Below are 26,238 nucleotides of genomic sequence, written 5' to 3' on the forward strand. Positions count from 1 at the left end.
AGCTCGAAGTCCCCGTACGCCTGATCGGTCATCAGAATCCCACCGTTTCCAGAACCGGGGGGATCCTGCTGGCCCGTAATTACGCCTTGCTCTACAGTCCATCTCCCCCCCGTACCGTGTCCTATCTCCCCTGTATTCGTATGCCATCCTTCCAGCGTCTGCCCATCAAACAGGCTGACGAACTCATCCTGCTCGCTCCCGGCGACCGCCTTTTCGGGAACGCCGCCCGGGGACCCCCCGGGTATCAGCGTTGCAAAAAATTGTTGCCGGGTAACCGTGGTACTATCGTCTTTCATGTATCTCTTCCGTTAGGTTATCTATGCATTGATTATCTACTCTTCAAAGCTCCGCGATCGTGTCGAGTTCGTCTACCTCCACGGTCCGGCCCTCCCGGGCTGCAAGAACCGCCCCCTGGCAAATCTGAATGGTTTGCCGCCCCATGTATCCATCCGGATAAGGCTTTGCTTCTCCGGCCAGCACCCGGGTAAAATGTTTCCACTGCCCCAATGTACCGTTCCGGTCAGGGAGGGATTTATTCTGTGGTTCCGGCACCTCTCCCCGTGTCGGCACGCCTTTGGGCTGCCCGTAACGGATGGAGACCTCACCGCCGGTAAATTCAACGGACCCGTTCTCCCCGAAAAAGTAGTCTGGGGTATTGGGTCCATAGTTATACAGGTTGCCCCCGTAATTCATGAGCGCACCGTTGGCGTAACGCACGAGGACGCCGGCGTGATCGGTGGAATCCCTCGAGCGCAGCGTGTGGTTATTCACGCTCTGCATGCTGGTCACCGCGACCGGTTCGCTGTCGAACACCCAGTTGTTGACGTCGATAATGTGAGCGCCCATCTCATAGACGACCCCCCCGCACTTCTGTTGATCCAGCCGCCAGTAATCCACCCCGGGAGGATACTCATCGTTGCCGGGCACCCGCCAGTCGCCCCGGTAAGAGCTGACATCAGATTGCAGGAGCTGCCCCAGCGGAGACTCGCGAATCGTCTCAACCAGTATGTTGAAATTATCGCTATGCCGTCGTTGCGTTCCGATTTGCAGGGCCCTCCGGGAACGTTCAGCGGCGGCCATAATATCGTTGCATTCGGGCACCGTGAGGGCCATGGGCTTCTCCAATAAGACATGTTTGCCCGCCTCCAGGGCAGCGATCGTCGGCTCCGTATGCAGATAATTGGGCAGGACAATCGCCACCGCATCCAGCTCCTGCTGGCCGAACATCTCCTCCATATCGGTATACATCGCCGGGGCAGGGCCCTGATCGATCAGCTCCGCGCGCCGCTTCATCTTATGCGGCACCAAATCACACAGAGCGGCTATGGCAATCTCCGGGACATCATTCAGGGCGGAAATATGGCTCTTGCTCCGGTTGCCGCAGCCCAAAATCCCCACCTTGTACTGCTCGCCCGGGCCCAGGGGCCTGGTGATTAACGGACTTTTATTCGCCGCCCACAAATCGCTCCCTCCCCAGAAAGTAAGCCCGGCCCCTACGGTTCCCAGCATACTATTTTTGAGAAACTTCCGACGATCCATGTTCTTCGATTCCGAATTGGTCACACGTGTATCTTTACTCATAATAATCAAGTTTTGTTAGCTTTCAGGCAGCTGAATATCTTATTCCCGCTATGGTTATCCCTTGCAATTACACTTTATAACCTCTGACAACCAAGTATTCAGACGTATATCACATGTATATCCCAATTTATGAGCTCCCCAGCATTATGCTACCATTCTTTTGACTGATAGAGATACTTATTTTGCACCTATCGGGAAAAACTTAATGATTAAATGTGACCATCTTCAGTTTTGTGAGATCCTGGTTGTATCCGATGTTCTGCATGCCCCCCGTCTTTTTAAAATCCCCTCCCAAGCCTGCCTGTACTCTCAATCCGATCTCGTATTAGAAATTAGAAAATCATCGGGGTGAAAGACCGGCAGAGCTAATTCAAATGGAACGGTTGCTGTAGGCAGAGGTGGGAAACTGATGGACATGGCCATATCGAGAGTTTCTACCGACTAATACAGTCGTTATGAACAGTTAAAGCATTCAACCGATCGGAAATCTATTCAAAAACTATTGTACCAAAATATTCCGGAAGGTGAAAATGAGGTTCAGGGTGCTCTATTAATGCCCAGCTAAGATAGTGAGGATGCGAAGTCTTATCAGCTATTTTATAAAACCTGAATCCGTGAATTAAGAAATTTAAAATACGTTCTTTCACTTATTTTTCGAATCAGAGCTGATAATGAAGAACCTTTCGGGTTGCACAGAGGTCTTGGGTAAGTAAGTCTTCCTTTTTGGGAAGACTTTTGGGTCTTATTCGCTGATTTTCTGTCCTCCCAGAGACAGTCCTGCCAGCTGCCCAGCAGCCGGGCAGAAAATATAGACACCCATAAGTTATTTTTCAGCAGACCTTACGGCTCGGTACCTAGCCGGTGTCCAGCATCTGCTGGCCCTGCAGCCGCAGGATATTGTAGGCGATCATGCCCATATCCAAAATATGCCGGTTGGCCCGCAACTTTCCAGAGGGCAGTCGCTCCAGATCGAGGTCGGTCTTGAGTTCGCTGGTTCCGCGCTGCTGGTAAAAAGTCTGGATATCGGCCGGGGCCCAGTCTAAGGACGTCCAGTAGGCATCAATAGTGATGTGTGGCGCTACAAAAGTTGTCCGTCGGGGCAGGCAAATCGCTCTGTGGCCCGCCAGACCACCCGCAGGGAGAGTTCCTTCTGTTCGTCTTGCTCATCGGTCTCGATAGAAACGGTCTCGGTGCGCTCCCCATACCAAGCTCGGACCCCGGGGTCAAGCTCGTCCGGCTCGACGTTTTGCCGCCGAGCATCGGCCAGTCAGCCAGATTTTGGCGGCGCAGGTTGCGTTTGACTAAAAAATCGGTGTCTGGAGTCTGTGTAAACAACAGCATATTTTTGGCCGCCTCGTGGCCGGCGTCGGTGACCACCAGCCGGCGGATTCCTTCCGGGGCCACCGCCTCAGCACGCTTCAGGGTCTGGCTCAGCCAGTCTTTGGTGCCCTCGCAATTGCAATGTGAAGAGCCGGGCCGCAACTGGTTATGGTTGTTCAGCACGAACCCATGAGGGCCGGCGTAGGTAAAGATGGGGGCATAGCCGTCAAACTTCTTGTAGGTACAGGATACACCTTCTTTGTGGGAGCCGGAATTATCCATCGGGGACACATCGATATTGACGGATAGCCAGGATTGGCCGTGATGGTCTTGGGCCAGCAACCTCTTATGGACCCGCAGCAGGCGGGTAGTACAATCCCGGAACGCATCTCCGGCTTGATCTGGCATCCCCTGGATACTCTGGCGCAGGATCGCTGCCGATAGCAGCTGCTGCACACCCAACGCCTGGAAAAAACCGGTCTTCCCTAAACTCCTCTACCGCATGGAAGTGGGGTTTGCCCACACTGATGAGGCCGATCATCGTACTGGCGAGATCCCCGTCGGGGATGCGTCCCCGGCTATGCTGATGGGGACACAGGTTCTCCAGGTGCCGGACGAATTTGGGATCCTCTAGCTGGCTGCCCACAAAGGCCAGCCCAGCCGTGGGTGTCAGTGGGGTAGACGTCAGTTCGAATTCGAAATTCATAAGCTAGTTGGTTAGCTTTTGGATTCACCTGATTAGGTGAATATACGATTTACGCTAACCGATTGGAAAATTTGAAGTTATAAGAATATTAAACAATTAACTCACGGAATTAGGTTTAAAATCTAAAATTCATTGAATGGAAATTATTCAAAAATAAAAGAAAGGGAGTATAAAACACGCACCTCTCTTTTATTTTTTTTAGAATTTCATTTATTTATTCCCTATCGTTCACCTGAAAGCCGGGTCTTGCTCTAGGACACCCTCCTGAATATCAAGCTGACCTTCAGGCAATGGCCAATAATCATTAACTTCTGCATCAAAATGTGCATCTTGCATGAAGTTTCTATATGTAACATCATCTTCAATAAAATCATTTAATACCTCATCAGCTATGCCCCAACGTCTAAGATCGAAGAAACGCAAACCTTCAGTAGCAAATTCAAGCCGTTGTTCAAGTCTTACCGCTTTTCTTGCCTTTTCTTTGGTGGAGAAAGCATCAGCACCTTCAGGATACAATTCAATGTCATAATTAGCAGCGGGTTGATCCCAGTCTATATTTTCATCTGAAGGCGGAGCTCTAAACACATATGTTGTGACACGCCCCATAACAGGATCAGTGTTTTGTGCACGTTGTCTGATCTGATTTACAAGATGCCGAGCTTCATCAAATTCATTATTTTCAACATGTATTTCAGCTCTCCATAAGAGGATATGAGATAAACGAAAAACTTGCCAATTTTGAGCAGAAGCAAATCCTCCCCCAAAAAGATGTTCTTCGTTTTCCTTTAATAACGTATACTTCTTGGTCATCATCGGTCCACCGGTACTTGGACTACGTATCCAGTCACTTCCCGTATGAATACCCCAGCCCATGTAATCAATGCCACGGCGCATAATAGTCCAGTCTACACGTGGATCAAGAGGATGATCGGTGGGGTGAAACTCCTCGCTATTGCTAATACCCATATCAGTAGCTAATTCTTCCCTGTCTTCCTTATCCAATACCGGCAGTCCTTCAACAGTCTGATAGGCCTTAAAAAGGTCCTTAGAAGGCTGAAAGAAACCCCAACCCGTTGGAGCGGGACCCCCATAGGGCCACACAGGACCCATAGGACCTAAATGGTTTGCTTGTAAAGGACCTCCAAACTCAGTTTTGGAAGCTTGTATTTCAAATATAGACTCGCTATTATTCTCTTTAGCACTATTATAGTTATCATAATAATGATCAGCCAACTCAAACGGACCGTTAATGATGTCATCAAGAAGTGGTCTGGCCTCACTTAGTTCGTTTTGCATCATATGCACACGGGCTTTAAAAGCCTTGGCAGCCCACTTGTCAACTCGGCCAACATCTCCTTTCGGGGGCGTATCATCCAAATTATCAATGGCAAACTGAAGGTCCGCTTCGATCTCATCCCAACCTTCCGAGTCATTGGGGACCTCCTCAGGCTTCATACCCATTTCTTCTTCGGTTTTGATGTAAGGAATTTTTTCCCAAAGAATCGTTGCTTTAAAATGATAATAAGCCCTTAAAAATTTAGCCTCAGCCTCAATTTCCATCGCTCGATCGTCAGATATTGGATTATCCCCCTCCTGGGTTTCTTGAAGAAATTCCAGTGTCGTGTTTGCCCTGTTAACACCGTCGTAGCACACTCTCCAACGGTGTGAATAGTTACGATCCGATGCAATAGGTGAATAACGCTCTATATTAGAAAGAGATAACGGTGAACTTCCACTTTCGCCTTTGTAAGCATCATCTGAAGACATGCTTCCCCATACCCAATCGAGCATTGAAGAGGCGTTCCAGTTTCCGTCACCTGAAAGCTTATCATAAGTGCCAATCAACAAACCTTCAACTCCTTCGGGCGTTTTCATCACATCTCCCGCCGTCTTACCTGCAGGTTGATTTGAAAGAAAATCCTCTTTGCAGGAATACAAACTCCCTATTAGCAGGGTAATTAATATTAGATTGATTATTCGTTTCATAAGATAAATTTGCTTAATCTGTTAAAAAATATTGTGCTCATATGATATTGGTTAAAAACCAATATTCATTCCCAATATGAATTGCCTGGGAGTAGGCCATTCACCCCTATCTATACCTTTATCCATACCTGTTCCTTGTACATCAGGATCCACTCCGGAATAATTCGTTATGGTAAAGACATTGCTTACCCGCCCATAAATTTGAAATCTCCTTAAAGTAAAAGCATCCCCATCAAACAGGCTACCCAGATCGTAACCCAATTGTAAGTTCCTCATACGCAAAAAAGATCCATCTTCTATAAAATAACTCGATTCCCTCATACTGCCGGTTTCACCTTGTCCAATTTTGGGCATCTTGGCATTTTCATTATTCTCCAAGTAAGGGCTTCCCCAAGATTCATATAGCCTTCTTTTCGACCGATTCATAGTATACCATTGAAAATCTAATCTCCTTCTAGCCATGTTACCTATCTCATTCCCATAAATGCCATATAAGTGGGTGCTTAAAGAAAATCTCTTATAACTCAGGTTAAATGATAATCCTGCAGTAAAATCCGGGTGTGGATCACCAATATAGGTACGATCGTCGGAGTTGATGACACCATCACCATTGACATCCTTATATTTAAAGTGGCCCGCCTCATTATATGTTCCTCCACTTCCAAATGCAGCAGGGTGATCGTCCGCTTCTTCCTGGCTCTGGAAAATGCCTTCTACTATATACCCGTAAAATTCAGGGAATTGCCTTCCGGTTTCGGTTCTCGTATTTTGTGTCTGTGCCGCCTCACCACCAGCAAGAAACTCCTCCTCTACATTGGTAAGTCTTACTAACTCATTCTTGTAATGGGATACGTTCAGGGAAACGTTATACACGAGTTCTTGATTTAATGTACTCCCGTTGTATCCCAACTCAACATCGATACCGTTGTTCTCCATAGTACCCACGTTAACTGAAGGAGGAGTGGCTCTACCCAGTACATCAGGAAATAGCCTAGGATAAAGCATATCATTTGTTTTCCTTTTCCACAAGTCTACGGTTAAATCAATGTTTTCAAAAATAGTTGCATCCAAACCAAAGTTATAAGTTGTGGTTGTCTCCCACCGAACTTCGGGATTGCCATAGGAGGAACGATAAAAACCTCGATCTCCGGGCCCATCTTGAATGCCCGTTATGGGATAATATGAACCAAGCCCTCCTCCTAAACTCGATGCAAAACTCGTAAATGAATTGTAGTTACCAATGCGGTCATTACCTGTTTTTCCATAACCTACACGCAACTTAAGTAAATTCAACCAGTTGTCTGTGAAGGCCATGAAACTTTCGTTAGTCATTCTCCATCCTACGGATACTGCCGGGAAATTTCCGTGACGATTTTCCTCCCCAAAGCGAGAAGATCCATCCCTCCGGATGACTCCCTCTACTAAATATTTATCGTCATATTGATAATTTACACGTCCAAACATGGAAAATAAACTCCATTCACTAAGACTACCACTGACATTTTTATTCTGTTCGGCCGCATCCAACTGGATGTAATTGGGGTCCTTAGAGAAGAACTTCTCCCCCTGTCCACTATTCCATTCCCAGAGGTTATCAACCGCTTCAGTACCTACTACAACATTAACATCGTGCAATCCGGCAAAAGTGTCAGAGTATTCCAGGGTATTGGACCAGGTCATATTCTGCCTGTTATTGTTAGTTAAAGAAAATTGTGTATACCTATCTCTTTCTGACCTCTCTACCATAGAATAAGAATAGTCCTCGTTTTCTTGTTTTGTAAATTCATAACCAAAACGGCTTTGAAATTCCAAATTCTTAAAAATGGTCGCCTTAGCATGAATATTGTTACTAATACTTAAGCTATTCCGCTCATCATACCGGTTATGATAGGCTAACGATAAAGGGTTATAGCCATTTCCGGTAGAAGGAACCCTTGTTCCTGCAAAGTCGCCCATAATTGTATATACAGGAATGATGGGTGCGAGCGTGGAAATTGAACTAAAAGCACCATGACGACCGCCAGTAGCTTGTCTGCCCTCATCGACGGAATATTCTATTCCAACCCTTTCACCTATCTCCAACCACTTCAGAGGATCAAAGGTAGTATTGGAACGGATTGTATAGCGTTCGAAACCGGTATGTTTTACCATACCTTGTTCTTCGGTATACCCTGCTTGAACAGCATAAACGGCGTTTTCGCTTCCACCGCTCATATCTATATTGTAATTCTGAAAAGAGGCATCCCGTAGCAATACATCATACCAATTCGTGCCTTCCTGATTGGCTTTCGTTATAAGGAAAGTGTCATCCCCATCCACATGACTCATCTGGTTGTCGTACAGTGAATGATCTACACTTCCTCCCCTTGCAGGCAAAATGTATTCAGGAATATCCGGTTCATCTCCACTTCCATATAAAGCGTGACTAAAATTTTCAATGCCATCGTTATTTGCTTCCAGCCAAAGCATTTCACCATATTCCCTAGTATTGAGCAAATTATACTCCTCAACATTCCGGGTAAAACCGTACTTTGTACTTACATTAACCTGCATTTTTTGATTTTTCCTACCGGATTTTGTAGTAACGAGGATCACCCCATTGGCAGCTCTGGCACCGTAAATGGCCTGAGAAGAAGCATCTTTCAGTACAGAAATGGACTCGACCTGCTCAGGAGGAGGTTGGGGAGCTCCCGGCACCCCGTCCACAACCCAAAGAGGATTGTTGTCGTTGATCGTAGTAAGCCCCCGAATCTGAATTGTAGCACCCTCTCCTGGTGTATGGGACTCCGTCGCGGTAATACCGGAAGTGGTGATTCTTAAAACCTCAGAGATATTAACAGCAGAAGCCTCTTCTATTTGCTCTGCACTCACCATAGAAACAGAACCTGTGACTTCCCCTGCCTGGCGGGAAGCATAACCAACGGCCACAACCTTTTCCAATTCAGTAACTGCCTGCTCTATGGAAACATCGATCTCTGTTCTTCCGTCAATCGGCACTTCTTTTATTTGATACCCGACAAATGAAAACACCAGGGTATCGCTTAAAGAAGATACCACAAGTTCGTAACGCCCTTCCGCATCGGTAGAGGTCCCCATGGTAGTCCCCTTCACCAAGACATTGACTCCCGGCATTGTTTCCGATGTGCTCGCATCGGTTACCGTGCCGTTAACATTTTGCTGTTGAGCATATAGGTTGGCAGGCAATCCAAAGAGTGATAAAAACATTATCCCTAATCCCACTGTAATCCATCGTATATTTTTTTCCATAGTCCGCTTTTAGTTTTAAAAGAAGCTGAATATCTTATTCCCGCTATGGTTATCCCTTGCAATTACACTTTATAACCTCTGACAACCAAGTATTCAGACGTATATCACATGTATATCCCAATTTATGAGCTCCCCAGCATTATGCTACCATTCTTTTGACTGATAGAGATACTTATTTTGCACCTATCGGGAAAAACTTAATGATTAAATGTGACCATCTTCAGTTTTGTGAGATCCTGGTTGTATCCGATGTTCTGCATGCCCCCCGTCTTTTTAAAATCCCCTCCCAAGCCTGCCTGTACTCTCAATCCGATCTCGTATTAGAAATTAGAAAATCATCGGGGTGAAAGACCGGCAGAGCTAATTCAAATGGAACGGTTGCTGTAGGCAGAGGTGGGAAACTGATGGACATGGCCATATCGAGAGTTTCTACCGACTAATACAGTCGTTATGAACAGTTAAAGCATTCAACCGATCGGAAATCTATTCAAAAACTATTGTACCAAAATATTCCGGAAGGTGAAAATGAGGTTCAGGGTGCTCTATTAATGCCCAGCTAAGATAGTGAGGATGCGAAGTCTTATCAGCTATTTTATAAAAATTAGCCCTCCACTCAACTCCGGAAGCAGGTTGGGTCACATCCGAATACTTGGTCAAAATTTCAACCGGCAGCCGGTATTCAATCGTCCAGGTAACAGGCTCCGTTATTTCCGGTTCCACGACACTTGGTATCGAATGAGCGAGTTTTACCTTTTTAAACGTAGATTCGGGGATATCGACCCGACCAACCCCTCTTTCTTTCTGGAATGCAAAGAGAGCAGTACCAATACAATTGGTTTCCAGATTGAAGTACCCTTCCGAGAGATCCGTATTCGGAGTAAAAAAGAACTCTACACAACTGTCTGTCCAAACCGGTCCAAAGTATTCCTCCACCACACATCGTACGTATTGGTCCTGCACATGGAAAATAACATAAAGGGCTTCGTCATCATAGGATACCTTGACATGAACTTCCGGCCTGGGTTCAGGTTCTTCCCTGATATGGTTGTCAAGGCGTATAGAAGGGATGTTGTTCCAGGGTTCTTTATTCCATTCAGCATTAATTTCAATCGGCTGATCTATTCGTGTGACGGTGTACATATAGTTCTTATCCTCTTCTTCCGTTTCTGAGCAACCATTTATAACAAGCATGAATGTTAAAAAAAGAGAAACAGACAGAAACAGTAAAATATTATTTCCCATTAGTGGACTTGATTAATTTATTGAAAATCCGGATGTATTCCTTGCTGCTTCAACTTTTTTGCCACGGAAGGAAATACCTTCAGGGCATTCTGATAGTATAACTTCTTTAATACACTGTCCGGAAGGTTAAGTCCATAAACTTTCCAAGGTAAGCCAAGATGATCTTCCGGATGTTCAAAATATTCATCTTCTGTTTCCAAAACACGAAAAAAATATCTGTAAATTTTTTTATCAACATGGTTTTTTATATCATTGCCAAACAAAACCCGGTCGGCATGTTTCACTAGAAGTTCCCTGGCGAAGCGCGGTTGCCTGCCGAGATGCTTCGCACTGGCTGCAATATCAAAATAGACATTATCATATTTTTCAAGTATCCGGTCTAAATCGGCAAGATGTTCATACATCATTCCACAATGAATTAAATCAAAGGTAGTATTGGGATGCTTTTTAATCACGTTTTCCAGCATATGGTTATAATCCTCATGGGTATAGCCGTCTGTTTTACCATGCCAGGCCCAGGCCTGTGCCCGTGAGGTACCTTCGACCGCCAGAGAAAGATACCGCTCATTATGCCGATCCACAGGCTTGAAAAAAGACACCACATCACCGGTATGAATAACCACCGGAATTTCCAGTTCTCCTGCTTTTTCCCAAATGGGATCAAATTTGGAATCGTCGGGACGATACAAGTTGCCTTCTTCGTCCCGGTATTTTAGTCCCAGATCTTTAAATATTTTCAGACCAACAGCTCCGTTCTCCACATCCCGTTCCAACTGTTCTACTGCATTCTGGACGAATTGCGGATCATTAATGTTGGTAAAATCAACATGGCTAAACGTAGGAAATCGTCCGGGATACTGTTTACTAAATTTATTCCTGTATGCTTTCAGGGTATCTCCGGTTAGAAAGTTTCGTTCATATCCTGTGTTGAAAATGCTTAAAACATTGAGAGAATCCATCCGCTGAATTTGAGTTGCCGGATCAATATCGGGATTGATATGAAGGTGGATATCAACGACCGGATATTTCGCCTTTTTAATATTCGTTACCGGTACTTCCAAATCGATTTCCGGATCAAAGTCCCGTAGGAGTAAACCTTCCAATTCAGTTTGGAAACGCAGATAGTATCCTCCGAATCCACCCAAAATCACAAGGAGTACAGTAATCCATATGGATATTTTTTTAGTTTGCATAGTGTCCTTTTAAGGTAAACAACCGTTTAAATGTAGTGCAAAAAGGGAAATGAATAACCCTCATCGGGAATATTGTAGTTAATAAGTTGGATAAGCATTTTAACCAATATTTAGTGCTTCTCCAATTATGGTAAAAGCATTGCCGAGACCTTTTTTTTAAATTATTTTTTTCCTTCCTCCAAAACTTCCATCCTAAAATTATCTAAGGCAGGAGGTGTATGTTCTTTCTGCATAATCCCCTCTATTTTCTCTATAATCTCCGGATGTTGATCAGCTATATTGTGCTGTTCCTGTATATCCTCTTCCAGGTTATAAAGCTCAATATCCATATTCCCGGTTCTTATGATATTCTTACGTATTCCTTTCCATTCGCCTAAACGCACAGCCTGCTGACCGCCCGAGGCCGGAAACTCCCAGTACAGATGGGTATGTCTTCTTTGTTGCTCTTCATCACCCCTTAAAATTGGAGCAAAGCTAATGCCGTCGATGTTGTCCGGCGCATCAACTCCTGCAATATCACTTAAGGTCGGCATTACATCCCACTGGGCTGACAGATGATCCGTTTTACTACCGGGTTCAATGACTCCGGGCCAGCTGGCAATCATCGGCACACGGATTCCCCCTTCATGGACAAATGCTTTTCCCCAGCCACGGGTCTCTTTAAAAGGTCCACCACTATTAAAGAAAGAAGCGTCTACGCCTCCATTAAATGTCGGGCCATTATCGCTCGAAAACATAATCAAGGTATTGTCATATTTGCCGGTTTCCTCGAGTTTAGCGATGAGTTCTCCAACCTGTTCATCCAAATACGATATCATTGCGGCATAAGTAGCACGGGGATATCGGTTGGGAGCATATCCCTGATCACCCAAATAGGGCTTCTCCTCCCCCAACTTGTCCCGGTAATAATCAATCCAGCGCTGCGGAGCCTGCAAGGATACATGGGGAATGGGGGTTGCATAATATAAAAAGAAGGGATCCTCTCCGGATTCCTCTATAAAGGAGAGCATTTCATCCAACATCAATGCTGGCGAATAGTCCGGTTGGTCGTGGAAAGGTTCATAAGTTGCCGGATCTTCAGGATCCAAATTACCGGAATCGGAAGACCTTCCGATATGAGGATTAACCGGCTCATTATCTAAAAACACGCGTTCCTTATTTTTCCATAAGTAAATTGGATAAAACGTATGTGCAAAAGCCTGGTCTAAATACCCATAAAAGAGATCAAATCCCTGATCGTTGGGAAGGCCTTCCGTGCCGGGGCCTCCCAATCCCCATTTACCAACTACCGCTGTTTGGTAACCACCGGTTTGCAAGACTTCCGCAACAGTAACGGTGGAATCGGGAATGGGAAGATTCCCTTCCCGCTCGGGATTCTCCCGCAAGGCTTCAAAATCCCAAACATCGCGTCCGGGACGTGCACTATTGCCGCGAATATACGCATGACCGGAATGTTTACCCGTCATCAGTATATAGCGTGTCGGAGCGCACACCGTTGAACCAGCATAGTGCTGGCTAAACATCATCCCGTTTTGAGCCAACCTGTCTATATTAGGGGTTTCAATTATTTCCTGTCCGTAGGCCCCCAACTCCCCGTAGCCCAGATCATCAGCCAGAATGTAGATAATATTGGGTTTTTGAGACGACGTTGGGGACTCTTGCGTACAACCTATCAGCAGGATCACCAACAATATTAAAACAGATTTGTTCTTCCAATACATAATATTTTGTTTAAAATTGCATTATAGAATTTGTTCAACCAGATAAATTTAATCCCTGAAGATGCACATTTTCTAGTATCCCGGATTCTGATCGAGGGCAGGATTATCTTGTATAGTTTCCTCATGAATTGGCCACAAGTAATCCCTTTCAGGATCAAAGGAGCGTGACTGAAGAAATTCGCCGTTATTATCGAAAACTTCAGTATTCATAACCTCCTCGGCGATGCGCCACCTACGAATATCATTATAATAGAGGCCTTCCCCGGCTAACTCAATTCTCCGCTCATGCCGTATTATCTCTCTCATCTCTGTCTGTGAGAGACCCGTTGGCACATCCGGCATTCCTGCCCGATTCCGAATACGATTCAAAACCTCATAAACAGACTCATCGGGGCCGGATGCTTCATTTTGGGCCTCTGCATACATCAGCAACAGATCCGCATAGCGTAAAACAATAAAATTTAGATCCGAATTCACATTCACGGGTGCAGACACAGAATCCAAATAGGTAGTATTTTTCTTATACCCATATCCTGTATTAAATTGCTTATCTTCTGGAACAGTCTGTCCTCTAAACATTGATCCCTCCAAAACAATTGTTTGTTTCAATCGGGGATCCCTGTTTTTATAAGGGTTTTCAGGATCATATAACTGTGAATTATTGATAGATTTACCATCAATCATTAAATAACTGTCAACCAAATCTGCTTGCGGAGCAATAGCATAATTACGTTCCAACAATACATCAAGGCTGTGAGTATAATCCGGTTCCGTAAATTGCAAGTCAAATATAACTTCCTGATTATTTTGATTAGCTGGCATGAATAACCCTCTATAGTCGGGAAATAGATTATATTCTCCCAATTGTATCACTTCTTGAGCAACCGCTGCCGCCTCCTCCCATCTGTCTTCGTATAGTAAAACTCTTGTTTTCAGAGCTAGTGCAGCGCCAGTTGTGGCACGACCTATATCCGAGCCGCTGTACGAGTCGGGAAGTACACCGATAGCAAAATCCAGATCATTTAACACCTGTGCAATTACCTCTTCTCTTGAATCGCGTGGAAGGTCTTTATGCTCCTCAAAATTTGGTGGATCAAGAATCAACGGTACACCTCCGTATAGACTCACCAAATCTGTATAAAAGAACGCCCTCAAAAATCGTGCTTCCCCCTTAATCCTTTCTTTAAGCTCTTCATTCATTTCAATTTGATCAATATTACCCAGCAGGTTATTGGCCCTACCTATACCTTGATAATTACCATTCCACCAATTTTGAAAGAGATCTTCATTGCTAGGGTTATGAGTCCCCAACTGTAACTGTATATGACGCCCGTCACTAAGGGAATTAGGGGTAAAAATAGTCCGCACAATCCGATACCAATGCCCCCGTGTAGCTGCATAAGTTGCATTAATTGCGGCTAAGGCATCTGCTTCTTCTTGCCAGTAAATATCTTCGGTAAAGTCATTGGAAGGAGAAGTATCCAACAAACTCTTATCACAGGAAGAAAAAAAAGTTACAGTCAATACTGAAAATGCTATATACAAGACTAAATATCTCATGATAATTATTTATTATCGGTTTAAGAATCTACATAGCGTATAATGCTAAGATGCATACTAAAATTCTATATTGAGACCAACACTATATATTGCCACAGTGGGATATCCGTAAAGATTCGTTTGCGTGATATTTTTTTCGGGATCAAAAAGCGTAAAATCGGTCAACGTGAAGAGATTCTGACCGTTCAGATAAACCCGCAGATTTCTCATATTCAACTTATCTATCATCGAAGCTGGTAAAGTATAGCCGATCTGTAAATTCTTCAATCTCAAAAATGATGCGTCTTGGAGCCAAAAAGTGGATAACTGATAATTAGCACGGGTGCCTCTAAACGGAAGTCCTATCCGCGGATAAGCGGCATCCGTATTCTCTGGCGTCCAGTAATCAAGCTGTTCCTGAGTGATGCCGGCCCCATTATCCACCGGATAAGCCAAGTTACGCGTTGGGTAGGTGTCGATACCCTCTACTCCCTGGAAGAATGCTTCGATATCGAATCCTTTAAAATTTGCACCAAGCGTAAATGAGTAGGTCCAATCAGGTACTGAACTTCCGGTGATAATACGATCATCACCGTCAATGACCCCATCCCCATTGACATCGCGATATTTAAGATCACCCGGCTGTGTATCTTCTTCTTGAAATGCATGGTTTTCCACTTCTTGTTCAGTTTGAAAAATACCTTCTGCGTCCAGCAGGTAAAATGAGTTCACCGCACCGGATGGCCTTCGGTAATTATGTACATAGAACCCCATCTTGTGTTGCCTCCATACTGAACATCACCATCCAAAAAGTCAACGTTATTAGTTACATATGCTGCACCACCAGTAATATGGTAGCTAAAGTCGTTGCTCACGGAATTTCGAAAATTGGCTTCTACCTCTAAGCCCTTGTTGCTCATACTGTATAAATTTGTGGTGGGTCCTCCTAAATTACCTACCTGAGCGGGAACGTTGATCTGGGTAAGTATATCGGTTGTCTTCTTATCAAAAACGTCGGCCGTGAGCCCCAACCTATTATTCAGTAGATGAAGGTCTACACCGAAATTCTTAATCGTGGTCGTTTCCCAGGTTATGTCGGGATCAGCTATCGAAGTAATAGCAGCGCCAGGCACCAAATTGTCGTTGAACGAATGTCCTTGGTTCAACTGGACAGTACTGACATAGCTGAACAGGGGGATATCTTGATTTCCCAGCGTTCCCCATGAAGCGCGTAGCTTAAATTCATTAAGCACTTCTACATTACTCATAAAAGGTTCCTCGCTAACCCGCCAAGCTCCGGAAACGGATGGGAAAAACCCCCAACGATTGCCTTCTGCAAACCGTGAAGAACCGTCGTAACGAAAATTAAACTCTAAGAGATACCTCTCCAAAAGAGTATAATTTACTCTTCCGAAATATGACATGAGCGCCGATTCTGAGGAGGATCCGCGGGCTCTATCATTCAAAGAACCCGCATTCAAATCATAGAGAGTATTGCCAAAAAAACCTTCTCTTCGAGCGTTGAAACCTCTATTCATAAACGTCTCTCTGCTGAACCCAATAAGTGTCTCTACGTTGCTATGATCACCGATATCCCCGGTCCAGTTTAACGTTTGAAAGAAGGTCGTATTCAGATTGTTTTGATCGTTTCTATAAGCATGTCGAACGTCACTGAATCGTATTTCCCTCGACTCATTGGTTTTAGGATTCCAATAGTTTAAATTTGGCTGGAATCGTGACTGCAGAAAATCATATTTGTTTGCGGCAATATTCAAATTGTACTCAAATCCGAAAGGAAGCACATAATTTACATCTATATGACCTAACAGACGCAAGGACTCTATATCGTTTTTACCCTCTGTCGCTAATGCCACAGGATCCCTGAATACGTTGTGACCGGGAGTAGTTAACCAAGTATCGCCATATCGACCATCAGAGAGCTTGTTGGGATGAATAGGAAGGGCCCTAAAAGTAAGATTCATGACCCATGACGTACCACCTATTCCTTCCCTTCTATCCCAATAGGTACCAGAAATCTTGGCTCCGACTGACAGTTTATCCGTTATGTCATATTTTAAATTTGTGTTTAGAGAATATTTTTCTGCATCGGTCCCCATCAGAACGCCATCTTGGTTCAGATACCCTAATGTAAAAGAGTACGTTGCCTGTTCGCTTCCACCGTGCAATCGCAGGTTATGCTCCTGCATTGGGGCAGGATTGAACATAACATCCATCCAATCGGTGTTTGGATATATATCTGGATCAGTACCATTCCTGTATTCTTCGATCGCTTCCTGACTATATGGAGGATCTTGCCCTTCATTCAGTGAGGCCTGATTTCGGGCCTCCATATAGGTTACTGCATTAGAAACCGCATCCGGCAGAAAGGTTGACTCCTGCATGCCGAAATATCCAGTATAGTCAGCTTGTAGGTCTCCTCCTTTAGTTCCCGACTTTGTTGTAATAAGTATAACCCCACTGGCAGCCCGATTTCCGTAAATTGATGCCGCCGCTGCGTCTTTTAAAACCGAAATGTTCTCAATATCAATAGGGTTTACATCCCTCAAACTACCCTCAACGCCATCGACTAGTACTAATGGATTATTGTTGCCAAACGTGCTAATGCCTCTAATACGAATCGTCGCATTATCCGCCCCTGGCTGTCCACCTTCCTGATTGACATAAACTCCTCCAATTCCTTGTATCGCCTGCGATGCATTCGTGAGTGGCCTATCTTTTATAAAATCCGCATTTTTAGTTGATATAGAACCTGTAAGATTTTCCGCCTCCTGCGTTCCATATCCTACCACCACGACTTCTTCTCCGGCAATAGCCTGAGGCTGTAATTGTACCGTAATTTCAGTTCTCCCGTTAATAGGCACCTCCCGGGTTTGATAGCCGACAAAGGAAACCACCAGGGTGTCCTGCAGGGACGGCACCTCCAGCTCATAGTTTCCCTCGCCGTCGGTCGAGGTACCGGCCGTGGTCCCTTTCACCAGAATATTCACCCCGGGCAATGTTTCCGATGTACTGGCATCGATTACCGTGCCGCTAATGCCTTGCTGTTGGGCATAGACATTGGCAGTAACACCAAAGAGTATTAAAATCACTATCCATAATCCCGTTCTGCTCCATTGTATATTTTTCCTCATAATCCCATTTTTGGTCTTATATAAAAAGATCTTAAATCAATCTTAAAGGTCTCGATCTTTTTACACTACCATTTTTTTGACTGATGGTAATAGATTTTTTGCACTTCCAGGAAAGCTCAGGGTTAACATCAATAGCTGAGTGAGGAAATAGACAAACTGCTTGCAAACGCCGAGCAGATCAATCGCACCCGCCGGGAGCAGCGATTGAAAAAAATATAATGCCAAATCAATAAATGAAGAACGTACTACCTGACGCGACGAGGCCGAAAAAGCCGAATACAACGAAAAAATGTACAAACGTAGCAAAAAGATAGGAGCGGACCTGTAAGAAAATGCACGGACGCATTCCTGAATCGGGCCTGCGAGTAATGACGAAAAATCACGAATACCCGCTCAATACTAATTGGACTGAAAATATTATGGAAGTCCAAAATGCCACAGATACCAACAGGTCCAAAAAATAATACTTTCTAATCGGTCTAGTTATTCATATGAGAATAAAGTTTCAATTCACACCTGAATAAAATAAATTAATTTAAAATGAAAACATCACAGAAAATATAAAAATGAGTGATTTAAATATTGGAATTGTGGGTTATGGCTCAGTAGCCGGCGCCCATATAGAGGCATTCAAAAACATAACAGATGCAAATGTTACAGCTGTCTGCTCGCGTAGGGATCTAAAACGGAAAAAGCTGGAACAACAATTGGGAATCCCATTGAAGGTCTATAAAGAATATAATGAAATGCTTAATGACGACACTCTCGATATCATCGACATCTGTACCGAACACCCGCTTCATCCCGTTCAGGCGATCGCTGCGGCCAATGCAGGCAAACACATGGTTATTGAAAAACCCATTGCCTTAAATTATAAAGATGCTAAAGAAGTAGGGAAAGCGATCCGGAAAGCAGGAGTTCAGGCCTGTGTTTGCTTTGAGGTAAGGTTCAGCGGACAAGGTATGGCGATCCGTTCCATGATCGATGAAGGCCTTCTGGGCGAGCTGCATTACGGTGAGGTTGACTACTACCATAGTATCGGCCCTTGGGCAAACCAGTACAAATGGAATATTAAAAAAAATATGGGAGGGAGTAGCCTTCTCACAGCCGGATGCCATGCACTTGATCTGTTGTTATGGTATATGGGTGGAGAAGTAGAAGAGGTAACCAGTTACAGTAACAAGTCTGGCAACCCGCACTTCCAGCCGTATGAATACGATACCACCTTGGTAACTCTGCTGAAATTTAAAAACGGCCGAATTGGAAAGGTTGCTTCGTTAATCGACGCTCTTCAACCCTACTATTTTCACATTCACCTGTCTGGCAGTGAGGGGGGCCTGTTGGACGATCGGTTCTACAGTGAAAAATTGAAAGGAACCACCAAAGAACAGTGGAGTCGTATTGCCGCACCGATGATCGGCTCGGGTGAAGTAGAAGATCATCCGTATCAATCACTGTTCCAGTCTTTCGTGGAGAGCATAGCGGAAGACAAGCCAATGAAGCTGACCAATTTTGAAACGGCGCTTGCTACCCACAAAGTTATATTTGCTGCAGACATTTCAGCTAAAACTGGAAAACCCGTCAAACTGTCCGAGCTGGATTAAAGGTTGTTCAAACTTAAGAATCTATTACTACAATTTACGGATTCAAATTGGTTATATGTAATGATTTAAAACAGCAGTATATTTCGATTTTAAAGAAAATATTGGATAGAATTATTCATTTCTGATCGTATCATTGTATTCCAAAGATATTAGCTTAAATCAATTACTGTTTTTTGGATTCAAAATTATAAACCCCTCTCTTTTTCATTCCTCCATACTATAAAGCGGATTTGGCTCAGGATCCTGGGCATTGACGTCCTCCCGTCGTGCCTCAATTATCTCCCTCATCTCAGCAGCTTTCCGGGGCATCTTTTCACTGAGATCATTCTGTTCACCAAGATCATCGGCAAGATTATAAAGCTCAATCCGGTCATCCTCATAAAAGTGAATCGCTTTCCAGTCGCCTGTACGTACGGCAGAGTGGGGGGTGGCCCCTCCCCCGTGATAGTGCGGATAGTGCCAGTACAACGCTTTGCGGTCCAGCGACACTGAAGGGTCCTCCAACAGTGGCATGAGAGATAAGCCGTCAAGGCTCGCCAAGTGCTCCGGGTCGGCTTTTGCCCCACTTGCTTTAAGTATGGTCGGGAAAAAGTCATGGGTGATTATAGGTTCTCCGGTGACCGTACCCGCCGGCACGACAGTTGGCCACCGAACAATTGCCGGAACACGGATCCCCCCTTCATAAGCCGACCCCTTGCCTTCGCGCAGCGGGAAGTTATTGGTGGGTGTACCATCGCCGCGATCCTTGCCCCCGTTATCGGATGTGAAAATAATCAGTGTATTTTCATCAAGGCCCAGTTCCTCCAGCTTGGCGTGAACCCGACCCACCGAATGATCCACGGCTTCAACCATTGCCGCATACTGCGGGTCAGTTTGAAGAAAATCTTCGCTCGTAGCCAGTTTCTGTTTGTAATGGTACACCATATCGGATCGACCCTGGATCGGGGTGTGAACCTGATAATATGAGAAATGTAAAAAAAATGGTTCGTTTTTCCACGCCTGAATAAGCCGTACGGCATGGTTGGTTAACATATTGGTCAGATACAGTCCTTCGGTCTCCTCCTCGGGTGGGAAATTCCCAATACGCCTCTCGAACCCCTCAGCATTGTTTCGGTGGTAAGGCCAAAAATATGAACCAGGCGCGCCCCACATGTTACCTGCAATGTTCACCTCAAATCCCCGGTTGTAAGGATAGTACGGTTCAACGATCTCATGATCGTAGATACGGGGTGTCAGGTGCCACTTCCCGATATGAGCAGTACGGTAACCGGCCTCGTTAAGCAGATCCGCCATGGTATCATGGTGCAACTCCAGTTCTTTCGTCCACTCCGGCGGTTGAAGGGGTTTCTCGGCCCGCCATGCCTTATCACTGTTCGCCCACTGACCGTCAATCCAGTCGCTCACACGACTTCGGTCGGGGGCCAATCCTGTCATCAGGGCTACGCGAGAGGGTGAACAGACGTTACTGGCCGAATAGGCATCTGTAAAAAGCAGACCCTCATCAGCTAACCTGTCGATATTCGGCGTACGATACAAATCGGAGCCGGTCACCCCGGTGTCCACCCATCCCATATCATCGACAAAGAGAATCACGATGTTCGGCTGTGATTTTGTATCAGCAGCAAGAACATTCGTTGCTAAAACGAGGATAGAAAAAAAATACAAGCTTATATTTTTGTAATTCATAGCTTAAGTATTGTAAATAACTGTAGGTATTCTCATTTTGCGAGGGTCAATAACCTGGATTTTGCTCTAAATTAGGATTTGCATCCATTTCAGACTGTGGTAACGGGAATAATACATGATGTGGTTGTGCATTCTTGCCTCTACTTTGGGCATCTGAAATAAATACACCATGTCGGATTTCATCTTGTCTTCTCTTAGCTTCATAATAAAATTCCCTCTCCCTTTCCTGTAATATATGCTCATTCAGCTGATCTTTATCTGAAAAATCTGAAAGCTCCAAATCACTAATCCCCGCTCGTCTGCGAACCCTGTTAATTAAAAGTATAGATTCCTGACTGGGTCCGTTTATCTCGTTCAGTGCTTCGGCTCGTGACAATAAAATATCCGCAAAACGAACTTCCGGTAAATAGTGACCTGCATGTAACCCATTTGAATTCTCATTCGGCCAATATTTAAAAGGTCTGGACTCATCATTTCCGAGAAGCTGCACATGATTCCCATCAAGATCTTCATATTCTGTAACAATTAATTTCAAACGCTCATCATCAGGGTCAAAAGAATTTACAAATACATCAGCAAGCTTTACATGTGCTGCCCAATTTACATGAGAACCTGGAGTAGGATAATTTGGAGGGAAAATAGAGGCCATAACATTAGTTCCCAATCCTGCTTCTTTGGCTGTAGGATGTACAAAAATAAATTCATTATTATTTTGAGTAGTTTCTTCCTGAAAGAGCTCAAAATAATCCGGATGTAACTCATAGATTCCCATATCCATAATTTGTTTTGCCGTTTGTGCACTTTTTTGCCATTGCTTCGTATTTAAATAAAACTTTGTAAGCATACCTAAAGCTGCTCCTTTGGTTCCCCGGCCTGCTTCCTCATCCGGTCTTTCAGACGGCAAAATATCGGCAATAGCAGTATATTCACTTTCGATGAAGTTTTTTATTTCTTCTTCCGGGCTACGGGAAGGTTCTAAGGTTTCGGGATTACTGGAGGTTACCAAAGGGGTTGGGCCGAACCAGTCAAAAAGGTAAAAATAGGCACTCGCCCTTACAAATCTTGCTTCTGCCGCAATTAAACTTTTCCTGCTTTCACTGGTTTCGACATTTTCGACATTATCCAACACTATGTTAGCATCACGAATGGCTTCATAACAGTCATCCCAGAAACCATTTGACCACCAGTTTTCAGTAGCATCCCATGTAAAATTCATATACAAGGTAGCACGACGACTTTGTCCACCGCCTCTTTGTAGTAAATGTCTGCTGGGCCATTCTGCAGTGTTTATTTTATGGTGATTCCTGAACTGAATACTACTGTATGCTGAAAAAAGTACTGAGTTAATTCCTTTTTCAGTATTCAAAAAATTCGCCGGAGCTAATTCAGATTTGGGAGTCATTTCCAGGGGTCCTTCGCAAGCAAAAGACACCAATAAAACCATAATAAAACCCACTGTGAAAAACAGTTGCTTATTTTCATACTTTCTCATAATCCATCCTCTCTTTTAATTTAAAAAGTAATATCAATTCCGAGTTGAAATGTTCTGGCAAATGGGTAGGTATTATAATCTACAAGTACATCCGAATCACCAAAAGAACTAACCTCAGGATCAAACCCAGAATAATTTGTTATAGTTACCAGATTTTGGCCAGTTATATATACCCTGGCGGTTTGAAATATATTCCCCAGAACACTGGGCAGATCATAACCCAGTGTCACATTCTGAAGACGCATAAACGAAGCATCTTCCACCACCTCATTATGTACTATGGTGCCTCCGCCTGCATATACTCCCAAATTAGCACCGGATGGGTATTTATTCGACGGATTCTCCGGAGTCCATCTGTTTAACAGAGGTTCTCTTAACGCGTTTCTTCTCCGGTCTATCGGATGATAAGTTCGTATTAAATTACTATTTAATTTTTCATTCCCGATGACTCCTCTCAAAAAGACCCGCAAACTAAATCTTCTATAATTGAAGTTATTTGTTACACCAAATGTGACATCTGGATGAGGAGAACCTATGACCGACTTATCTTCAGACGTTATCGCCCCATCATTATTTAGATCTTTAAACTTCCAATAACCCGGTTCTGCATCAGGCTGAGCAGAAGAGGCTATATCGTCACCCTCCTGAAATACTCCTTCTATTTCCCATCCATAGTAGGAATTCAAGGGAAATCCGGGCCTGATAAGCGCAAATTGGCTGATAACGTTTCCACCGAAACCGTGAATAATTTCAGGAATCGGACCCAGATCAATAACTTCGTTATTTAATAAAGTTAAATTAGCAGAAGTTGACCAATTAAAATTAGAATTTACTACATTTCTTGTTTCCAATTGAAATTCCCAACCTGTATTTCTGACACTACCTACATTACTTAGTATAGAAGAAAAGCCACTTGTTGACGGTACGGGTAAATTTAATAATAAATTATCCGTATCCTTGCTATACCAGTCAACTGATCCGGAGAGCCTGTTATCCAGTAAACTGTAGTCTACACCAATATTTGTTTGAGTTGTCTCTTCCCACTGTAAATTCTGATTGGGTATTCGTTCAGGGCGAACTGTTGTATAAGCGTTTCCCCCAAATGCCGCACTTCCACCCCCACTCAAGGTTTGTAGATAGTTGAAATTTCCAATTTCCTGATTGCCGGTTATACCCCAGCTTCCTCTTACCTTTAATTCTGAAATATACTTCATGTTATCCATAAAAGGTTCATCGGATAATCTCCAACCCAATGCAAAAGAGGGAAAGTATCCAAATCTGTTTTCCGGCCCAAATCGAGAAGAACCATCTGCCCTGAATGTTGCTGTTAACAAATATCTATCACTGAGGGTATAGTTAACCCTTCCCAGATAAGACAACAGCCTGTTTTCAACGGCATTTGTACCTAAACCATAAGATTCTCGGGAACCTAAACCTAAATTATCAGTCCTGGTCACTTCAGAGGGAAAACCGGTGGCTTCCCCACTAAGTCTCTTGGAGTTAAAGCTTTGATAGGTTATACCAGCCATAGCAGACATATCATGCACCTTGCCTAACACAATGCTATAATTTGTCGTAAATTCAGCCAGATAGTCTGTTGATTCTCTTGTTACTACATCCGCCATTCCACCTGCGCCTTCCCCCATCAGTGTCAGGGAAGAACTGAATGCATCACTTCGATGATCATTTCTATCACTTCCAAAGTTTACTCGTGTTGTTAAATTGTTCATTATTTCATACTCCAAAAATGCATTACCATAAGTTCTGTAGGTCCGGTCTAAGATTGACACACCGTTTGATATGGCAAGAGGATTATCTGCTGTGATGACTGAATGTCTCATGAATTCGCCATCAGAATCAAAAATAGGCATAGTCGGATCCATATCTACTGAGGAACCTATCACACCTACTCCTTCATTAGCACTTTTACCCTGAGGAGCCTGATCATTTTCTACCAGTAAAGTAGAAAGGTTAAGTCCAAATTTTAGATTCTCCGTTGAGTGATCAATATTAAATCGACCCGCGTACCTTTCCATATTTGAGTTTATAACAAGCCCCTCTTGATTAAACATATTAAAGGACAGATAGTAATTTGTGGTTTCGAGCCCCCTGGAAAAGCTTATTTGATGGTTTTGAATAGCTGCTGTGCGATAGATCTCATCCTGCCAATTGACCCCCGGGCCTATTTGTTCGATGTCAGATTGACTAAATACGGGAGGTTCACCGTCTATTTCGGCGAGACCGTTCTTTACCGATACATATTCCTCAGCGCTTAGTACATCCATTCTGTTTGCTACATTTTGTACTCCGGCAGTACCATTATAATTTATTTTAAAACCTTCTTCACCATGCTTCGTTGTTATCATTATGACACCGTTAGCCCCTCTGGCTCCATAAATAGCAGTAGCCGATGCATCTTTTAAAATTTCTATGGATTCAATATCACCTGGTGATAAACTTGCCAATGGATTATTGGATGGCTGACTACTGGTCTGCGTACTAGACGTAGGTTGAGTTCTATTAGTGATTGGCATTCCGTCGATTACGTATAATGGTGAGTTACCAGCATTAATCGAACCGGTCCCTCTGATTCTCACTCTGGACTGCGCCCCCGGCGCCCCGGTTGCTTGATTTATTTGGATACCGGAAGTTTTTCCTTGCAGTATTTGATCGGGATTAGTATGAAATCCAGCCTCAAAATCATTTGAATTTACAGAAGCTACAGAACCTGTCAGATCCCTCCTTTCCTGTGTACCATAGCCAATCACAACTAATTCTTCACCGAATATTGCTGCTGATTGCAACTCAATTTCTAAATTGTTTCTTCCATTTATCGCTACCTCTTTGGTTTCATACCCTACAAAGGAAACCACAAGGGTATCCTGCAGACTCTCGACAGTCAGGTTAAACTCTCCACCTGCATTTGTGGCCGTCCCTGCAGTAGTGCCTTTAACTACCACATTTACCCCCGGAAGTGTCTCTCCAGTGGCAGCATCGGTAACCGTGCCACTAACGTTTTGCTGTTGGGCATATAGATTGGGAGTCAATGCGAAGAGTGTTAAAAACATTACCCCTAATCCCACTGTAATCCACCGTATATTTTTTTCCATAGTCTTAGTGTTTATAGTTTTAAAAAAAGCTGAATTATCTCATACCCGTTATTTGTAATGAGATTTAATGTTTCCTCATTTTTTTATTTGCCCCCAGGTGATAAATTGCTAATACTCACCTACTTTCTATATTCAAAGTTAAAGCCCCAGTCGCTTCATGCTACCAATATTTTGACTAATTAGAATATTTATTTTGCTATTTCGGTCATATAGTACCACCCATTTCGGGCCAAACAGTGCCACTTTCCACTAGCAATATTAGCGGTTAATTTTCATGGGGGTCAAGCGTTGTTTTTTTGCGAAGTGACTTGCCTTTCAGTTCCAATCGATGCGAAGAATACTCCACCCGATCTAAAATTGCATCAGCGATGGTCCCTTCTCCGATCAATTTGTGCCATCCGTTGACCGGTATTTGCGAGCAAAGGATGGTGGAGGACTCCTGGTGACGGGTCTCGATTAGGTCCATTAGCAAACGTCCTGCTCATGGCGGCGGGTGTTGATGTTTTGGATTGGGTTGTGTGTCGGACCGATCACGAAAACTGAAAAACCGTCCTCAATAATTTTAACGGTTTTTACGCTCTATTGCAGATAAATTTTAGGGAGAGGTAATCGTTGAGTCACAGAGATTATTATATACAG

The 26,238-nt window shown here is 44.0% G+C and carries 18 protein-coding genes; 1 reads left to right on the forward strand and 17 read right to left on the reverse strand.

Annotated elements, in window-relative coordinates; genetic code table 11:
- From BUB16_RS19650 to BUB16_RS19705, 13 genes are all read right to left on the reverse strand, one after another.
- A partial coding sequence (locus tag BUB16_RS19650; protein WP_139240393.1) for a 3-keto-alpha-glucoside-1,2-lyase-like domain-containing protein occupies positions 1-296 on the reverse strand: 296 nt, incomplete at its 3' end.
- Positions 297-339: 43 nt separating this feature from the next.
- Positions 340-1,581: a Gfo/Idh/MocA family protein gene (locus BUB16_RS19655; protein WP_073068314.1), complete on the reverse strand. Its 1,242-nt coding sequence runs from the start codon at positions 1,579-1,581 to the stop codon at positions 340-342.
- A 488-nt stretch (positions 1,582-2,069) separates the two neighbouring features.
- The gene (locus BUB16_RS22330; protein ID WP_084088461.1) at positions 2,070-2,228 is read right to left on the reverse strand and encodes a carbohydrate-binding family 9-like protein; all 159 of its coding nucleotides are present in this window, start codon (positions 2,226-2,228) and stop codon (positions 2,070-2,072) included.
- A gap of 412 nt (positions 2,229-2,640) precedes the next feature.
- Positions 2,641-3,183, reverse strand: a complete 543-nt coding sequence (locus BUB16_RS19665; protein WP_139240394.1) for a hypothetical protein — start codon at positions 3,181-3,183, stop codon at positions 2,641-2,643.
- A gap of 64 nt (positions 3,184-3,247) precedes the next feature.
- Entirely contained in the window at positions 3,248-3,607 is a 360-nt protein-coding gene (locus BUB16_RS21300) for a hypothetical protein (RefSeq protein WP_139240395.1), read from the reverse strand.
- 228 nt (positions 3,608-3,835) lie between these two features.
- Positions 3,836-5,593 (reverse strand): RagB/SusD family nutrient uptake outer membrane protein, encoded by a 1,758-nt coding sequence (locus BUB16_RS19670; protein WP_073068318.1) that lies wholly within the window; start codon positions 5,591-5,593, stop codon positions 3,836-3,838.
- 51 nt (positions 5,594-5,644) lie between these two features.
- Complete coding sequence (locus BUB16_RS19675) at positions 5,645-8,860, reverse strand: SusC/RagA family TonB-linked outer membrane protein (RefSeq protein ID WP_073068320.1); 3,216 nt, start codon at positions 8,858-8,860, stop codon at positions 5,645-5,647.
- A 483-nt stretch (positions 8,861-9,343) separates the two neighbouring features.
- Entirely contained in the window at positions 9,344-10,102 is a 759-nt protein-coding gene (locus tag BUB16_RS19680) for a carbohydrate-binding family 9-like protein (RefSeq protein WP_084088462.1), read from the reverse strand.
- Positions 10,103-10,119: 17 nt separating this feature from the next.
- Positions 10,120-11,295, reverse strand: a complete 1,176-nt coding sequence (locus BUB16_RS19685) for an amidohydrolase family protein (protein ID WP_084088463.1) — start codon at positions 11,293-11,295, stop codon at positions 10,120-10,122.
- 161 nt (positions 11,296-11,456) lie between these two features.
- The gene (locus BUB16_RS19690; RefSeq protein WP_073068322.1) at positions 11,457-13,016 is read right to left on the reverse strand and encodes an arylsulfatase; all 1,560 of its coding nucleotides are present in this window, start codon (positions 13,014-13,016) and stop codon (positions 11,457-11,459) included.
- Positions 13,017-13,088: 72 nt separating this feature from the next.
- A complete protein-coding gene (locus BUB16_RS19695) occupies positions 13,089-14,576 on the reverse strand; it encodes a RagB/SusD family nutrient uptake outer membrane protein (protein WP_073068324.1) in 1,488 nt (495 codons plus the stop codon).
- 57 nt (positions 14,577-14,633) lie between these two features.
- On the reverse strand, positions 14,634-15,287 hold the full coding sequence (locus tag BUB16_RS19700; RefSeq protein WP_073068326.1) for a SusC/RagA family TonB-linked outer membrane protein: 654 nt from the start codon (positions 15,285-15,287) through the stop codon (positions 14,634-14,636).
- On the reverse strand, positions 15,284-17,707 hold the full coding sequence (locus tag BUB16_RS19705; protein ID WP_073068328.1) for a SusC/RagA family TonB-linked outer membrane protein: 2,424 nt from the start codon (positions 17,705-17,707) through the stop codon (positions 15,284-15,286). Before BUB16_RS19705 ends, BUB16_RS19700 begins: the two co-directional genes overlap by 4 nt.
- Positions 17,708-18,273: 566 nt before the next feature.
- On the opposite strand from BUB16_RS19705, the gene BUB16_RS19710 reads away from it, so the two are divergent.
- On the forward strand, positions 18,274-19,311 hold the full coding sequence (locus tag BUB16_RS19710; protein WP_073068330.1) for a Gfo/Idh/MocA family protein: 1,038 nt from the start codon (positions 18,274-18,276) through the stop codon (positions 19,309-19,311).
- Between the two features lie 204 nt (positions 19,312-19,515).
- Here BUB16_RS19710 and BUB16_RS19715 read toward each other — a convergent pair whose 3' ends face one another.
- From BUB16_RS19715 to BUB16_RS19730, 4 genes are all read right to left on the reverse strand, one after another.
- Entirely contained in the window at positions 19,516-20,997 is a 1,482-nt protein-coding gene (locus BUB16_RS19715; protein WP_073068332.1) for a sulfatase, read from the reverse strand.
- Between the two features lie 46 nt (positions 20,998-21,043).
- Positions 21,044-22,489, reverse strand: a complete 1,446-nt coding sequence (locus BUB16_RS19720; RefSeq protein ID WP_073068334.1) for a RagB/SusD family nutrient uptake outer membrane protein — start codon at positions 22,487-22,489, stop codon at positions 21,044-21,046.
- A 20-nt stretch (positions 22,490-22,509) separates the two neighbouring features.
- Positions 22,510-25,599 carry a SusC/RagA family TonB-linked outer membrane protein gene (locus BUB16_RS19725; RefSeq protein WP_073068336.1) on the reverse strand — a complete coding sequence of 1,030 codons (3,090 nt, stop codon included), beginning with the start codon at positions 25,597-25,599 and terminating at the stop codon, positions 22,510-22,512.
- 265 nt (positions 25,600-25,864) lie between these two features.
- Complete coding sequence (locus BUB16_RS19730) at positions 25,865-26,065, reverse strand: ATP-binding protein (RefSeq protein WP_073068337.1); 201 nt, start codon at positions 26,063-26,065, stop codon at positions 25,865-25,867.
- Positions 26,066-26,238: the final 173 nt, after the last annotated feature.

The sequence above is a fragment of the Fodinibius roseus genome, assembly GCF_900129315.1.
GTDB lineage: Bacteria > Bacteroidota > Rhodothermia > Balneolales > Balneolaceae > Fodinibius > Fodinibius roseus.

Excerpts from the sequence above, each read along its gene's own strand:
- BUB16_RS19655 (WP_073068314.1), bottom strand. The coding sequence starts at position 1,581 with ATGAGTAAAGATACACGTGTGACCAATTCGGAATCGAAGAACATGGAT.
- BUB16_RS19665 (WP_139240394.1), bottom strand. The coding sequence starts at position 3,183 with ATGGATAATTCCGGCTCCCACAAAGAAGGTGTATCCTGTACCTACAAG.
- BUB16_RS21300 (WP_139240395.1), bottom strand. The coding sequence starts at position 3,607 with ATGAATTTCGAATTCGAACTGACGTCTACCCCACTGACACCCACGGCT.
- BUB16_RS19670 (WP_073068318.1), bottom strand. The coding sequence starts at position 5,593 with ATGAAACGAATAATCAATCTAATATTAATTACCCTGCTAATAGGGAGT.
- BUB16_RS19675 (WP_073068320.1), bottom strand. The coding sequence starts at position 8,860 with ATGGAAAAAAATATACGATGGATTACAGTGGGATTAGGGATAATGTTT.
- BUB16_RS19680 (WP_084088462.1), bottom strand. The coding sequence starts at position 10,102 with ATGGGAAATAATATTTTACTGTTTCTGTCTGTTTCTCTTTTTTTAACA.
- BUB16_RS19685 (WP_084088463.1), bottom strand. The coding sequence starts at position 11,295 with ATGCAAACTAAAAAAATATCCATATGGATTACTGTACTCCTTGTGATT.
- BUB16_RS19690 (WP_073068322.1), bottom strand. The coding sequence starts at position 13,016 with ATGTATTGGAAGAACAAATCTGTTTTAATATTGTTGGTGATCCTGCTG.
- BUB16_RS19695 (WP_073068324.1), bottom strand. The coding sequence starts at position 14,576 with ATGAGATATTTAGTCTTGTATATAGCATTTTCAGTATTGACTGTAACT.
- BUB16_RS19705 (WP_073068328.1), bottom strand. The coding sequence starts at position 17,707 with ATGAGGAAAAATATACAATGGAGCAGAACGGGATTATGGATAGTGATT.
- BUB16_RS19710 (WP_073068330.1), top strand. The coding sequence starts at position 18,274 with ATGAGTGATTTAAATATTGGAATTGTGGGTTATGGCTCAGTAGCCGGC.
- BUB16_RS19715 (WP_073068332.1), bottom strand. The coding sequence starts at position 20,997 with ATGAATTACAAAAATATAAGCTTGTATTTTTTTTCTATCCTCGTTTTA.
- BUB16_RS19720 (WP_073068334.1), bottom strand. The coding sequence starts at position 22,489 with ATGAGAAAGTATGAAAATAAGCAACTGTTTTTCACAGTGGGTTTTATT.
- BUB16_RS19725 (WP_073068336.1), bottom strand. The coding sequence starts at position 25,599 with ATGGAAAAAAATATACGGTGGATTACAGTGGGATTAGGGGTAATGTTT.
- BUB16_RS19730 (WP_073068337.1), bottom strand. The coding sequence starts at position 26,065 with ATGGACCTAATCGAGACCCGTCACCAGGAGTCCTCCACCATCCTTTGC.